We start from the raw sequence: 12,814 nt of genomic DNA, 5'->3' as shown, positions 1-12,814 counted from the left end.
ATTTAAAAAATCCCGAAGATTTATATACTAAATTATTAAAATTCGCAATATTCTTGCCTAATTTATGCATACGTAGCAATATCCTTTAGTTGGAGTAGCTTGTTGTGTTTTTGTTTTTTAGGGATTAACAGAAACAGTAGAGTGGTAATACAATCTGAATTTTAGGACTGCATGAGGTGTCTCTTTCTTCATTTTTTATGTAACTTTAAGACATTAAATCAGTTCGATGAAAGATCCATTTTTAATCACAAAAGAAGAGATTCTGAAATTCTACAAACCGGTAAATCCGTTGACACATAAAGGACTTCAGGGGCATGCGGTTATAATTGCGGGAAGTTATGGCAAAATGGGAGCGGCGGTTTTGGCCTCAAAATCCTGCTTAAAATCGGGTTGTGGACTCGTAACTGCTTTTATACCCAAATGTGGTTATCAAATTCTGCAGATCTCGATTCCCGAAGTAATGGTGCTTACCGATGAAAATACCAATTTTATTACCAGTATTCATCTTCCGTTGCTGCCTCAGGCCATTGGAATAGGTCCCGGAATCGGGCAGGAGCTGGGTACGCAAAAAGCTTTGTTTGAATTTCTAAGAGTTAATAAATCTCCTTTAGTACTGGATGCCGACGCTTTGAATATTCTGGCGGAAAACCTGTCCTGGTTAGAACTGCTTCCCGAAAACACCATTCTCACACCACATCCCAAAGAACTGGAACGTTTAATTGGAAAGTGGAATTCGGAATCCGAAAAATTTCAAAAGACCATTGCTTTTTCAGAAAAATACAAAGTAATTATGGTCATGAAAGGAGCACCAACCTACATCATCATTAAAACTGAAATCTACGAAAACACAACCGGAAATGCGGCTTTAGCCACCGCCGGAAGCGGAGATACGCTCACCGGAATCATTACAGGTTTACTGGCTCAGGGCTATGAACCTAAGTATGCAGCAAAACTGGGTGTTTTCCTTCACGGATTAACCGCCGATATTACACTGCCAGAAACCGGTTACCAGTCGTTTATAGCATCAGATATCATCGAGAATCTCGGGAAAGCCTTTTTGTTTTTAGAGCATTAGGTTTTTAGATTGTCAACATCTAAACCCGACAGGTTTTTAAAACCTGTCGGGTTTGATTGCGGTTTGTTATGACGAGGATATTAGTTTTCAATTTTTTAAAATGTGCCGCCCCTACGGAGCTCTTTAAATTCGAGGTTCGTATCTGAACCGGATTAAAATCCGGTCTTACAATATCTAGTCGAGCCAATGGCTCTTTTCATCCAACTAAAGCAACACTCTAAACCCGACAGGTTTTTGAAACCTGTCGGGTTTGCTATATTATGGTATCAAACATTCCACATCAAACATTTCACATCTTACCCCTAAAATCTGCATTCTAAAATCTAAAATCTGCAATCAAAAATCAGTAAGTTTGTATCTATGAAAAATACTTTTGATCTGAGAACGGTAAATGTTACCCGTTACATCACGCCTTTGCGCGAAGGCGGCTCTTTACCCGCTTTGGCAGAAGCCGATGACGATTTTAAATACGTCTTAAAATTCAAAGGAGCCGGTCATGGCGTAAAAGCTTTGATCGCTGAATTGGTAGGCGGACAAATAGCAAAAGCTTTGAAACTGAAATTACCGGAGCTGGTTTTCGCCAATCTTGATGAAGCTTTTGGAAGAACGGAAGCCGACGAAGAAATTCAGGATTTACTGCAAGGAAGTCAGGGATTAAATTTGGCACTTCATTTTTTATCGGGAGCGATAACATTCGACCCTGTTGTTACAACTGTAGATGCTAAACTGGCTTCGCAAATTGTTTGGCTGGATGCTTATATTACAAACGTCGATCGTACCTTCAAAAATACAAATATGCTAATTTGGCATAAAGAATTATGGTTAATTGATCATGGGGCGTGTTTGTATTTTCATCATTCCTGGAACAATTGGGAACAGCATGCAAAAAGCCCGTTTGCTTTGATTAAAGACCACGTTTTATTGCCACAAGCGTCACTTTTAAAAGAAGTTGATGCCGAATTTAAAGCACTTTTATCACCGCAAATACTAGAAGAAATCGTAAACACCATTCCACTGGAATGGCTGCAATGGGAAGATACCGACGAAACGCCGGAGACCTTGCGCAACGTATATTTACAGTTTTTGCAGACCCGATTAAACCATTCAGAAATCTTTGTAAACCAGGCACAAAATGCAAGATAGTCACTTATATGAGTATGCCGTAATTCGCGTGGTGCCTAGGGTAGAACGTGAGGAGTTTCTGAATATCGGAATCATTTTGTTTTGCAAAAAAAGCAAATTTATAAAGGTTCTTTTTCATTTGAATAAAGAAAGAATACAAGCCCTTTCTGCCGATTTTGACATCGAACAGTTAGAATGTAATTTAACGTCGTTAGAAAAAATTGTTAGTGGTACTAAAGATGGAGGACCGATCGCTGCATTTGATATTCCGGAACGTTTTCGATGGCTGACTGCAATTCGAAGCTCGGCAATACAAACCTCAAGACCACATCCGGGTTTATGTCAGGATTTAGAAAAAACGATCCAAAGATTATTTGAAGAATTAGTTCTTTAGGAGAGGTTCAAAGGTTCAAAGGTTCAGAGTGGCAAAGGTTTTATGTTCTTTGTCTTTTCTTTACTGTTTCGCTAATAAAAAACAACCACATAAATAATTTAAGAATTTGTAAGGCTTGCGACCTGACAGGCTTAAAAAATTTATGTGGTAAAAAAAACTAAGTTGGATTTCTAATTAAAAGGACCCGCAGATATTGCCGCCTAAAGTTGCTCCTGCATTGGCAGAGATATCAGCTTTAACAGCAGTTTTGTTCAATTTTACGATCGAATAGGGTGGAGTAAAAGCAGTGCCGCTTCCGGCTTGATTTCCGGTTGTATTGGTGAAAACATTGTCCGTTGCTGTAACAGCAGTAAAACCGCTCATTAGATCGATTGGAGTTTTTACCCCTTCAAAAACGTTGCTTTCTACATTTAAATTAGCTTCAAAACCTGCCGCAATACATTTATTACTTACCGTGCTGTTAAAGAAGTTGTTTACCAGATGTACTTTTCCAAAACGAACTCTTGGCATTCTTTCTTTGCAACCAGGAGCCCACCAGCAGCGAGCGAAAGTGATTCTTAATTTTCCGCGATCGGCAGTTGCACCATCACTGGAACCAATCAAATTAGAATACCTGTGATCGTCAGAACCTCCGGGACCTCCGGCTCTGGGAGCTTTTAAATAACCGAATTTTGTATAAGATACCGTAATGTAATCTGATTTATTTTTGATGTCGAAGTTTCCGTCAACTCCATCTCTGAATTCACAATGGTCCACCCATACATTTTGACAATCATCTAAAATAGCATTGTCCCAGCCATCAGTATCATAAGCTCCTGGCCCTTCAAAAATAAGGTTTCTGATAATCAGATTCGTGCATCTTTTGATGTTGATGATACCCGAACCATCTTTCGTTTGATTGGTAGAAACCAGTTTTGCACCGCTTGCACCGTAAATGGTTTTACCGCTTTGGTCCTGTAGTGATAATCTTGTAGTAACCGTAATTGTACCACTAACTTTGATCACTTTTACAGCACTGTTTTCAATAGCCGATTTCAATTGAGCATAATTCGTTACTACTTCTTCGGTCGATGAACCTCCACCGGTCGTTCCTCCGTTTTTAGAGGCCCATCCGGGAACCTGAGCACAGTTTCCAACCTTAGCCGTTAAATTGCCTGAGGCTGTTGTGGTGGTTTCTAAAAGAGCATTTTCACTGCTTTGCGGTGTTGCAATTTCTTCGGTATTACAGGCTGCAAAACCGAGAACCAGCGTTAATAAAAACGCTGAGAATGTTGATTTAAATTTCATAATAATTAAGTTTGGTTAAATAGTTAATAGTGCAAATCTGCTTATAATTAGTATGAAAAAAGTTGAACTTGTTCAATGTTTTGAAAATATTTTACTATTAATTGTACCCGTAGTAACCTTTACATTACAAAAAAGTATATTTTTGCGTAATCGATTACATTATTTTTCATTCATTCACATACTTACGCCCCTGAGTAAGAATAAAAAGTAAAAACCACATGTATAAAAACCTACGATTGAGTATTGAGCGCAAGATTCCGCTAACGGACGAAGAATGGAATTTTGTGGTAGAAAAAGTAAAGTTTATTAAACTGAAGAAAAATGAATTTCTGCAGATTCAGGATTCAAACAGTTCTTATGAAGGCTTTATTTTAAAAGGTACTTTCAAAACGTATATTCTAAATGATAATGGTACCGAAAGTGTCATTTTCTTCTCTTTCGAAAACGAGTGGATCTGCGATCTCGAAAGTTTCTATCATCAAAAACCGACCACCTATAATATTAAAGCGATTGAAGACAGCGAGATTTTAGTGATTAGTAAAGCCAACAAAGCGCTTTTGTTTGAACAGGTGCCTAAGTTGATTCAGTTTCACATTTTAATGGTTGAAAGGGCCAATATTGCTATTCAGCAAAGACTTATCGATGTACTAAACAAAACTTCAAAGCAAAGATACCTCGAGTTTATAGCACGGTATTCGCACAAGGCGGAGAAAATCAATAATCGAAATTTATCTTCTTATCTTGGAGTTTCACATGAATTTTTATCGAAGATTAAGAGGAGTTGCTAAGGTTCTGAGGGGCTAAGTTTTTTTAGTAGTGTGGTTTTGAAAAATAGAGGCAAGAAGAAAGAAGCAAGAAGCATAAACTTTGCGACTTTGTGTCTTTGCGAGCATATGCTGTACCAGCTAAAAAAACTTTGCGAATCTTTGCGTAACCCTTCGCGAACGTTGCGGTTAAATTCATTCCGGAATTAAAAATCTAATATTCCAAACAGGCATTTATCAGAAAAGTGAAGTGTTATGTCATCCTTTTCCGTATTTTCAATCACCAACAAATCATAAGACTTTAGATCGTAGGATTTCTCATTAATTTTAATAACTGCTGTATGTAACGAAAATAAAAGTAGTACTTGAGCATTACAACTTTGATTGTCGTCTGTTACTTTCAGCTTGTGATGGGTTGTTTTTTCAGAAACCATCCAGTTAAAGTCAATGCCTTTTGTATAAGAAGTAACGTCATCATCCGAATTAAATTCCATGATTTCATATTGTTTGTATTCTTTTTTTTCTTTGTTTATCTCAACATGTAATTGGTTGTCAAGCATAACCAAGTATCGATGATAGCCCTTAAATTGGGTAAACTCTGAAGGCTCTTTCTCTATGGTGGCACTGCTTATTCTGAATGTAAAATCTCTATCGGCATAATTTGCTGTTTTCGGATAGATCATATATTCGTAGGTCAATCCACCACTCCAAACAGAGGCTTTACTATTTTCTTTAGGTAAAAGGTGTAGGTTCATTTTTTATTATTGGAGGTTCAGAGTGGGATAATAACAAAGGTTCAAAGGTTTTTATGAGGTACTAAGGTCCTAAGGTGCTGAGTTGCTAAGTTTTTTTTAGCTTTTACTCTCAAACCTGAAACCTGAAACTTGAAACTTGAAACAAATAAAACTAAATAATCTTCTCTAAGAAAATAAACTCCAGAGGATTCTCTGAAATAGTAACGTGAATCTCGCTTTCAGGAAAAGCTTCTCTTTCGCCTGTATCAACATAGCCATGACGTTTATACCAGGCAATAAGCTCTTCGCGAACCGATATCACCGTCATGATAATACTTGATAATCCCAAAGCTTTTGCATGATTTTCGGCTTCCGCCAGCATCTTTTTTCCGATACCGCTGTTTTGTAATTCTGGTGAAACCGTTAACATTCCCAAATACAATTGCTGTCCTTTTTCGACTAATAAAACCGAACCAATAACGGTATTATTCTCCGTATATTTCAGAATTGTGTTCTTCGGATTTTGAATTGTTTGGGTCAATTCTTCTTCGTTGGTTCTTTTTCCTTCTAATAAATTGGCTTCGGTCGTCCAGCCTTTTTTTGAGGTTTCACCTCGATATGCTGAATTGATTAAGATATTCAAAGCAGGAATATCGGCTAATGTTGCTTTTGAGATCATGAAATGTGTTCTGTAATTATAAAGTATATTTTAAAAAAAATTTCTTGCCTCCAGCTTTAGCCGGAGACAAGAAAATTGCATTAGAAGATGGCTTTAGCGTCATCTTTAGTATTTTGCAGGTTGCCCGGCTTTCGGTAAGGATTGTTTTATGAACGTTCTGATGTCTTCGTTTGCGGCTTCTAAGTCCGCTTTTCTCAAATACATCATATGACCGCTTCTATACCCTTTCCATGACATTCTACCGGTTAGTTTTCCGCTTGGATCCATTTGCCATAAATCGTATTTAGAATTAAAATAGTCACACGCACCATCATAGTACCCGGATTGCACCATTACATGCAAATATGGATTTTGTGCCATGGCTTGTCTCAGATTTTCTCCCGTTCTGTCATTAGACCTGTCCCAAGGATGTACAGAGCCAAACATATTGTATTTAAAGTCAGTTTTGTAATTCAGATTGTTGCGCAAGTACATGTTGATGGCAGGTGTAAACGAATGCAACCAGGAAGTAAGTTCGGCATTAAAATCAGGGCTTTCGCCTGAGTCTTTGCGGTCAATTCCTTTGTATCTGGAATCAAGTCTTCCTACCGTATACCCCTTATCTCTCAACAACTCTTTCCAAAAATAATCGTAAGGAACATCTAAATTGTTTTGCTGAATCACTTTCTCAGGAATACCCGAATAACGTGCTATTTTAGCGCCAATTTCTTTTCTTTTTTGTTCGTCCAAAGAGCCTCCTTTGGTCAAGGCAGGAAGAAGCTCATTTACGGTAAAATCTTCAACTTCGGGTAACATATCAGTTAAATCTTTGTTTTGGAGATCAGGAGGAAGCATCTTGTGATACCAGGCAGTAGCTGCAAAATAAGGCAATTTAAGAGCAGCATCAGAAACGACTCCGCGTGTTATTCCTAATTCAGTTGGAGAAACCAAAATCACTCCGTTAAGATACATCCATTGGTTGTTTTGCAATTGAAGCGCTAATCCCGAAACACGGGTAGTACCATAACTTTCGCCTATCAGGTATTTCGGTGAAGCCCAGCGATTGGAGCGGGTTACAAAACCATTGATCCAATCGGCCAGATATTTAATGTCGGCATTTACGCCAAAGAATTTTGTAGTAGGGATATCTTTGCTGGTAGGTCTTGAATAGGCTGTATTAACCGGGTTAACAAAAACAATATCAGCAACATCTAAAATCGAGTACGGATTTTCCTTTATTCCGTAAGGCTGTAGAGGGTAACCCTCGTCATCAATGTTCAACAAACTAGGCCCTGTATAAGCAATCTGCATCCAAACCGAAGCAGAACCCGGACCACCGTTAAATGAAATAACCAAAGGACGTGAAGCCTGATCTTTTACATCAGAACGCTCATAGTAGGTATAGAATAATCCGGCAATGGCTTTTCCGTCTTCGTCCCAAACCGGCATCGTACCTGTTGTGGCTTTGTAAGCAATTTTTTGTCCTTTTATGGTAGTCGTATGATTCGTGATAACATTAGAATCCGGATTGAAAGTAAGACTAGCAGCAGACGTTTCTTCTTTAGCAGCCGGAGATGCCGGGGCGGATTTTGGTTTTGATTCCTGAGCATAGGAAGTAAAAAATCCAGCCAGAAGGAATGTAATTAATGTTTTTTTCATAGAAATAGAGTGTTGTTTTAATGATGGGATTTCAATGCTCTAAACTGGTAAATATTTAGAGTTTTTAAAGATATAAAAAAATAAAAATTTTATTCATTCATTCTTTATTAGTTTTAGTGTCAATGTATCTGATACTATTTCTTTCGTCCAACCAAAATTCATATCCGGATTTCTTTCAACAACTATAAGTTTCATCTCTTGTGGGAGTCTTCTATATCTCAAAGTTTTTCTGCTATCTTCAATTCCACCATTTGTATTGTCCTTTATATTGTTAATGAGAGGAATGAAATCGAATAGAAATTCATCTGCTGATTTTTTAAAACCTACTACAATATTATAACCATGGTTATTAATTACTTTGATATTGTAGTCATCACTAAAACAATCATCAGTATTATAACGCCAAACTTTTTCGACCCAGATATTTCCGATTTCTATTTTTTCGGTATTGTATTTTAGATTAAAATCAGAAACATCACAAGTATAATACCCATAATAAAAATTATTTTCTTTTGATTCTTTTTCTGACTGAGAAGTTTGATCACAATCTTTGCATTTAACGCTAATTTCGCATAGAAATACGGTTCCATAATAATATACTAACCCTAATGAAGACACTATTATTAAAATAATAAAAAAGATTTTTAGCTTTTTGTTCATGCTGCTAAGCTGCTATTTTTGTCTATTTTGTTGAAACCAACAATTCTCTAACATCAACATCTAATACTTCTGCAATTTTTCTCAGAACTTCAACGCTTGGTTGAGTATTATTGTTGCAGTAATTCGTTACCACGACATAACTTTTTCCAATTTTTTCGGCCAACCATGTTTGTGTTCTTCCTTGTTCTTTAAGTACTTCTTTGATTCTGTTCATTTTGATATCAGCCATTAATCTATTGAGTATAATGTTATTTAACATAGAAAATTATTACCTATTGATAGTTTTTCTATTAGTGTGTTAAATTATAATATAAAAATGTATTGTGAAATATTATATTTTAGTATATATTTGTATTGAAATTTGATATATTTTTTATGAAAAACGAAGAAAGAAAAGGAAGATTGGAGAATTGCATCAGAAATTGAACTGATTTACAAAACCAAGGTAAAAGCCTCAGAACGACCTCATATCACTTCGTCCAAAGCAACTTATAAGTTGGCTTTGAAATCCTGGAATCCGGACAAAATAGAGTTTTTAGAGCAGTTTAAAATTCTTTTGCTCAACAAGGCAAATAGGGTGCTGGGAATTTATGAAATGTCTACAGGAGGCATAACCGCAACTACGGTCGATCTTAGATTATTGTTTACGGCAGCGCTTAAAGCAAAAGCAACCGCTCTTATTATGCTGCACAATCACCCGTCAGGCAAAGTATTTCCTTCTACTGCCGATAAACTAATTACTAGAAAAGTCAAAGAGGCAGGTACTATTCTGGACATTGAAGTAGTAGATCTTTTAATCATTACCCCGGAAGGTTATTACTCTTTAGCGGATAATGGTAATATGTAAACAGTCAGAAAGTTTCGTGTTTGAGTATAAAATTATCATTGTTATCGCTAGCGCGAGCGTCTTGCCCATAAACTCAAAGAAATTCAAAAGCCAATTGAAACGGACACGAGCGAGACGTTCGCGCTAGCAGAGGGCAAAAAAAGTTTTTTAGGCTTTAGTTTCTTCTTTAATAGGCAAAAAAACTAAAATTTTTTCAAAGATATGTCTAAAATTTTCCCAACTTTTATCAGAAATAGTTATGTCTCCATTGTAGACAGCTTGTGCAAATTTTTCTTTAGGTAAAGCAAGATTAACAGAATCTCTATTGTATACATTCGATTCTATAATGGTTCTTTTTCCCGCTTTATTTATATTTTGATTTTCCCCGCCTAAACTTAATGATGAATTGGTAAGGTTAATTTTGCTGTCTTTGTGAAATTCATCACCAATAAATAAGCTATAATCTCCGATTTTAGTTTTGATTTCTAATTCAGAAAATAAAAATTCAGTAGAAATATTATTAGGCTCAATTTTGAAAGAAAAAATATTTTTCTCTTTTTCATTTATAACAGTTATGCTATTGTTGTCTGAATCAAATATTCCAATTCTTACTTTAGAATTATTTACGTCAATGTTTCTTGTTTTACTCAAAGATTCGAGATAAGCTCTAAGCTTTGTATCACCGAGTTCATTTATTTCAGTTGTACTGCAAATTTTTTCCTTTACATCATTTTCTGTACCATAGCGATAAAAATAATCACTACTAATTTCTAAAAACTCTTTTTTTGAATGAAAATACTCTAAAGCTTTTAGAATATATTTCCAATCAGTTTTTCCTTCAGTAATTATTAATATATCTTTTTCTGATTCCACATAAGCTTCTAATTCTTTAATTCGCCCTGCTTGATCATCAATCTTGTCATAGAATTGTTTATTTATTTTTTTTAACTCAGAATATTCCTTTTTATTAATAGGCATAATTCTATTTGGATAAATATTTTTCTTATATACTTCATAATAAGAAGTGTTTTCTGGAGCAAGCGCTATCGTAGCCGGAGAGTGAGTTGTTAAAATAACAATAACTCCTTTATCAAGATAGTACTTTTTAATCACAATAAAGAAACTCTCTATCAAAGAAGGATTTAAAACTGCATCAAATTCATCTAATAATAATAATTTTATCTCGTCCAGATTATTTTTTTGTAAAGATGTAAAACATAATGATATTATAGTTTTTTCACCATCAGATAAATCTTTTAGAGGGCGACTTTCTGTTTCAATGATTTTCCCATTTGAATCGATTTGAAAAAGTAAAGGAGTTTCTGTTAGTTCAGCAAATTTCACTTCATAATTATTCTTGAATCGATAATCGAGCTTTAAAATCTCAAATAATTGATTTAATTCTGTCCATGGAGCTAGGCCAATTGTTAAAGGATCAAACGCAGGACCATCTACTTTTCCTGCATTTTTTTGACCTTCAGCTATTTCTATAGCATGAGTGTAAAATAGATGTCCAATAAAATCAGTAAATTGATCATCAGCTTTCCATACAATTTTATTATCTCGCATTACCATCTTGAATGCATCCTCAGATATATCTCTCTTACCTGGGGTGTATAATGCACCAAGTAATTTAATAAGTTGCTCACAAGAATCTTTGAAATTTGAATTATTGTGATTTGTGATTTCCAGACCACTAGTTTTATAGTGTTGAAATGCTTGGTCAATATTGCTGTTAATTATTGAAGATGAAGATTTTATAACTTCTGGGATGTTGATGTTGTCTTTAAATGATTTAAATTCGATCATTTTATAATTTATATCAATTCCATCAATTTTAGTAGTTTTTAAAATTTCTATTTTTCTACCTTTGTTTGGGTTGTCTTTTTTACCATGAATAATATTCATGATTTGTGATTTTCCAGAACCGTTGATGCCTGATAATATTATCAATTCTCCTTCTAATTCAGTTTCAAAACCTTCATCAAAAGATTTATATTTCTCATTTAGTTTAATGCAAATTTTTTTCATAAATAAGTTTTTGATGATGATATGTTTATGTCAAACATAACAAATTTTTTCTTATAAAAAGTTGATTAAAATAAAAAGCCAGAAATTATATATCAATATAATTTCTGGCTTTTAAAACTTTATAAAAAATATATTTTACCGTAAAAACGCCTTCAACTCCTCATAAGTTCCAATCTTCACACTAACCTTCTCCTCATTAATAACGCTCTCAATCTGAGCAGGAATCGGAAGTGTAATTCCTAATGCCGGTTCAACAACATCCAAAAATTTAATAGGATGTGCTGTTTCTAAGAAAATACCAATGGCGTTGGGGTGTTTTGCCAGTTCTTTTTTTAAACCTAAATAGCCAACAGCGCCATGTGGCTCTGCAATATAACCGTCTGTGTTATAAATATTTTTTAGAGCAACAAGTGTTTCTTCGTCGGTATAACTATAAGAAGAGAAGTCTTTTTCGAATGCTTTTAAGTCGTTATTGTACAATTCCTGAATTCGGATAAAGTTACTTGGATTTCCAACATCCATGGCATTGGAGATTGTCGCTTTAGAAGGTTTCGGATTGTATTTTCCGTTTTCTAAGAATCTGGGTACCGTATCATTTACGTTTGTTGAGGCTACAAAGTGTTCGATGGGTAATCCTAATCTTTTTGCCATAATTCCGGCGCAGATGTTTCCGAAATTCCCACTTGGGCAAGAGAAAACCAGCGGTTTGTTTTGATTTTTCAACGCTTTATAAGCAAAGAAAAAGTAAAACATTTGAGGCAGCCAGCGCGCAATATTAATCGAATTGGCCGAAGTCAGATTTTTGTGTGCCAAAGTTTCATCTAAAAACGCTTTTTTAACCATATCCTGACAATCGTCAAAAACTCCGTCAACTTCAAGTGCTTTAATGTTTTGTCCTAAAGTGGTTAATTGTTTTTCCTGAATGTCACTGACCTTGCCTGATGGATATAAAATGACAACATCGACACCGTCAACACCCAAGAAACCACTGGCAACGGCGCCCCCGGTATCTCCGGAAGTAGCCACAAGCACAGTGTTTTTACTATTTTTTTTGTCTTTGTTAAAATACGCCAGACAACGTGACATAAAACGCGCTCCAACATCTTTAAAAGCCATGGTAGGGCCGTGGAATAATTCTAGTGAATAAATATCCTTTTCGACTTTCACCACCGGAAAATCAAAGCATAAAGTCTCGGCAATAATTTCTTTTAGCGTCGAAGCAGGAATTTCATCTCCCACAAATTGCTGGATAGCTTCAAAAGCAATTTCTTCATTGCTTAAACTTTCGATTGTATCAAAAAATGACGGATCTAAAGCGGTGATATTTTCGGGGAAGTATAATCCTTTATCACTCGCAAGTCCTTGTATTACGGCTTCCTGAAACGAAACCTTTGGGGCATTATGATTTAAACTATAGTATTTCATTGTTTTTTTGCTTTAGGCTTTAGGCAGTAAGCTTTAAGCTTTTTTGCCTTGCATATAATTTATTCAATTCGTTTTAATCGTATTTTTTGTCAGACTGAGCGAAGTCGAAGTCTGGGCTAAATAGGTAATTCCACAATCTTGTCATTTCGACGAAGGAGAAATCACATTAGGAGCTCGCC

Annotated in this window: 13 protein-coding genes; 5 read left to right on the top strand and 8 right to left on the bottom strand. The window is 35.5% G+C overall.

Annotated elements, in window-relative coordinates:
• Positions 1 to 226: 226 nt before the first annotated feature.
• The 3 genes from ACN1CN_RS03290 (at position 227) to ACN1CN_RS03280 (ending at position 2,591) form a co-directional block, all read left to right on the top strand.
• The gene (locus tag ACN1CN_RS03290; protein ID WP_419134648.1) at positions 227 to 1,075 is read left to right on the top strand and encodes an NAD(P)H-hydrate dehydratase; all 849 of its coding nucleotides are present in this window, start codon (positions 227 to 229) and stop codon (positions 1,073 to 1,075) included.
• A gap of 360 nt (positions 1,076 to 1,435) precedes the next feature.
• A complete protein-coding gene (locus ACN1CN_RS03285; protein ID WP_419134647.1) occupies positions 1,436 to 2,218 on the top strand; it encodes a HipA family kinase in 783 nt (260 codons plus the stop codon).
• Entirely contained in the window at positions 2,208 to 2,591 is a 384-nt protein-coding gene (locus tag ACN1CN_RS03280; protein WP_419134646.1) for a DUF3037 domain-containing protein, read from the top strand. The genes ACN1CN_RS03285 and ACN1CN_RS03280 overlap by 11 nt, the downstream gene beginning before the upstream one ends.
• Positions 2,592 to 2,765: 174 nt before the next feature.
• Here the strand turns inward: ACN1CN_RS03280 and ACN1CN_RS03275 are convergent, their stop codons facing one another.
• Complete coding sequence (locus tag ACN1CN_RS03275; protein WP_419134645.1) at positions 2,766 to 3,878, bottom strand: pectate lyase family protein; 1,113 nt, start codon at positions 3,876 to 3,878, stop codon at positions 2,766 to 2,768.
• Positions 3,879 to 4,096: 218 nt separating this feature from the next.
• Between ACN1CN_RS03275 and ACN1CN_RS03270 the strand changes: the two genes are divergently transcribed.
• A complete protein-coding gene (locus tag ACN1CN_RS03270; protein WP_419134644.1) occupies positions 4,097 to 4,666 on the top strand; it encodes a Crp/Fnr family transcriptional regulator in 570 nt (189 codons plus the stop codon).
• Between the two features lie 182 nt (positions 4,667 to 4,848).
• Here ACN1CN_RS03270 and ACN1CN_RS03265 read toward each other — a convergent pair whose 3' ends face one another.
• From ACN1CN_RS03265 to ACN1CN_RS03245, 5 genes are all read right to left on the bottom strand, one after another.
• Positions 4,849 to 5,397 carry a HutD family protein gene (locus ACN1CN_RS03265; protein ID WP_419134643.1) on the bottom strand — a complete coding sequence of 183 codons (549 nt, stop codon included), beginning with the start codon at positions 5,395 to 5,397 and terminating at the stop codon, positions 4,849 to 4,851.
• A 151-nt stretch (positions 5,398 to 5,548) separates the two neighbouring features.
• Positions 5,549 to 6,055: a GNAT family N-acetyltransferase gene (locus ACN1CN_RS03260; protein ID WP_419134642.1), complete on the bottom strand. Its 507-nt coding sequence runs from the start codon at positions 6,053 to 6,055 to the stop codon at positions 5,549 to 5,551.
• Between the two features lie 105 nt (positions 6,056 to 6,160).
• Complete coding sequence (locus ACN1CN_RS03255) at positions 6,161 to 7,693, bottom strand: S10 family peptidase (RefSeq protein ID WP_419134641.1); 1,533 nt, start codon at positions 7,691 to 7,693, stop codon at positions 6,161 to 6,163.
• Positions 7,694 to 7,786: 93 nt separating this feature from the next.
• On the bottom strand, positions 7,787 to 8,353 hold the full coding sequence (locus ACN1CN_RS03250) for a hypothetical protein (protein ID WP_419134640.1): 567 nt from the start codon (positions 8,351 to 8,353) through the stop codon (positions 7,787 to 7,789).
• A 22-nt stretch (positions 8,354 to 8,375) separates the two neighbouring features.
• Positions 8,376 to 8,567: a helix-turn-helix transcriptional regulator gene (locus ACN1CN_RS03245; protein ID WP_419134763.1), complete on the bottom strand. Its 192-nt coding sequence runs from the start codon at positions 8,565 to 8,567 to the stop codon at positions 8,376 to 8,378.
• 195 nt (positions 8,568 to 8,762) lie between these two features.
• Between ACN1CN_RS03245 and ACN1CN_RS03240 the strand changes: the two genes are divergently transcribed.
• The gene (locus ACN1CN_RS03240) at positions 8,763 to 9,200 is read left to right on the top strand and encodes a JAB domain-containing protein (RefSeq protein WP_419134762.1); all 438 of its coding nucleotides are present in this window, start codon (positions 8,763 to 8,765) and stop codon (positions 9,198 to 9,200) included.
• Positions 9,201 to 9,347: 147 nt separating this feature from the next.
• Here the strand turns inward: ACN1CN_RS03240 and ACN1CN_RS03235 are convergent, their stop codons facing one another.
• Both ACN1CN_RS03235 and thrC read right to left on the bottom strand, forming a co-directional pair.
• Complete coding sequence (locus ACN1CN_RS03235; RefSeq protein ID WP_419134639.1) at positions 9,348 to 11,210, bottom strand: AAA family ATPase; 1,863 nt, start codon at positions 11,208 to 11,210, stop codon at positions 9,348 to 9,350.
• A gap of 135 nt (positions 11,211 to 11,345) precedes the next feature.
• Positions 11,346 to 12,635, bottom strand: coding sequence for a threonine synthase (gene thrC / locus ACN1CN_RS03230; RefSeq protein WP_419134638.1), 1,290 nt, complete (start codon positions 12,633 to 12,635; stop codon positions 11,346 to 11,348).
• Between the last annotated feature and the right edge of the window lie 179 nt (positions 12,636 to 12,814).

It is taken from the genome of Flavobacterium sp. T12S277, from assembly GCF_048514875.1.
Lineage (GTDB): Bacteria > Bacteroidota > Bacteroidia > Flavobacteriales > Flavobacteriaceae > Flavobacterium.
Note: the sequence above shows the minus strand (reverse complement) of the source record. Positions and strands in the feature narration are given on the sequence as shown.

Coding starts and splice junctions, on each gene's coding strand:
- ACN1CN_RS03290 (WP_419134648.1), top strand. CDS start 227: ATGAAAGATCCATTTTTAATCACAAAAGAAGAGATTCTGAAATTCTAC.
- ACN1CN_RS03285 (WP_419134647.1), top strand. CDS start 1,436: ATGAAAAATACTTTTGATCTGAGAACGGTAAATGTTACCCGTTACATC.
- ACN1CN_RS03280 (WP_419134646.1), top strand. CDS start 2,208: ATGCAAGATAGTCACTTATATGAGTATGCCGTAATTCGCGTGGTGCCT.
- ACN1CN_RS03275 (WP_419134645.1), bottom strand. CDS start 3,878: ATGAAATTTAAATCAACATTCTCAGCGTTTTTATTAACGCTGGTTCTC.
- ACN1CN_RS03270 (WP_419134644.1), top strand. CDS start 4,097: ATGTATAAAAACCTACGATTGAGTATTGAGCGCAAGATTCCGCTAACG.
- ACN1CN_RS03265 (WP_419134643.1), bottom strand. CDS start 5,397: ATGAACCTACACCTTTTACCTAAAGAAAATAGTAAAGCCTCTGTTTGG.
- ACN1CN_RS03260 (WP_419134642.1), bottom strand. CDS start 6,055: ATGATCTCAAAAGCAACATTAGCCGATATTCCTGCTTTGAATATCTTA.
- ACN1CN_RS03255 (WP_419134641.1), bottom strand. CDS start 7,693: ATGAAAAAAACATTAATTACATTCCTTCTGGCTGGATTTTTTACTTCC.
- ACN1CN_RS03250 (WP_419134640.1), bottom strand. CDS start 8,353: ATGAACAAAAAGCTAAAAATCTTTTTTATTATTTTAATAATAGTGTCT.
- ACN1CN_RS03245 (WP_419134763.1), bottom strand. CDS start 8,567: ATGAACAGAATCAAAGAAGTACTTAAAGAACAAGGAAGAACACAAACA.
- ACN1CN_RS03235 (WP_419134639.1), bottom strand. CDS start 11,210: ATGAAAAAAATTTGCATTAAACTAAATGAGAAATATAAATCTTTTGAT.
- thrC (WP_419134638.1), bottom strand. CDS start 12,635: ATGAAATACTATAGTTTAAATCATAATGCCCCAAAGGTTTCGTTTCAG.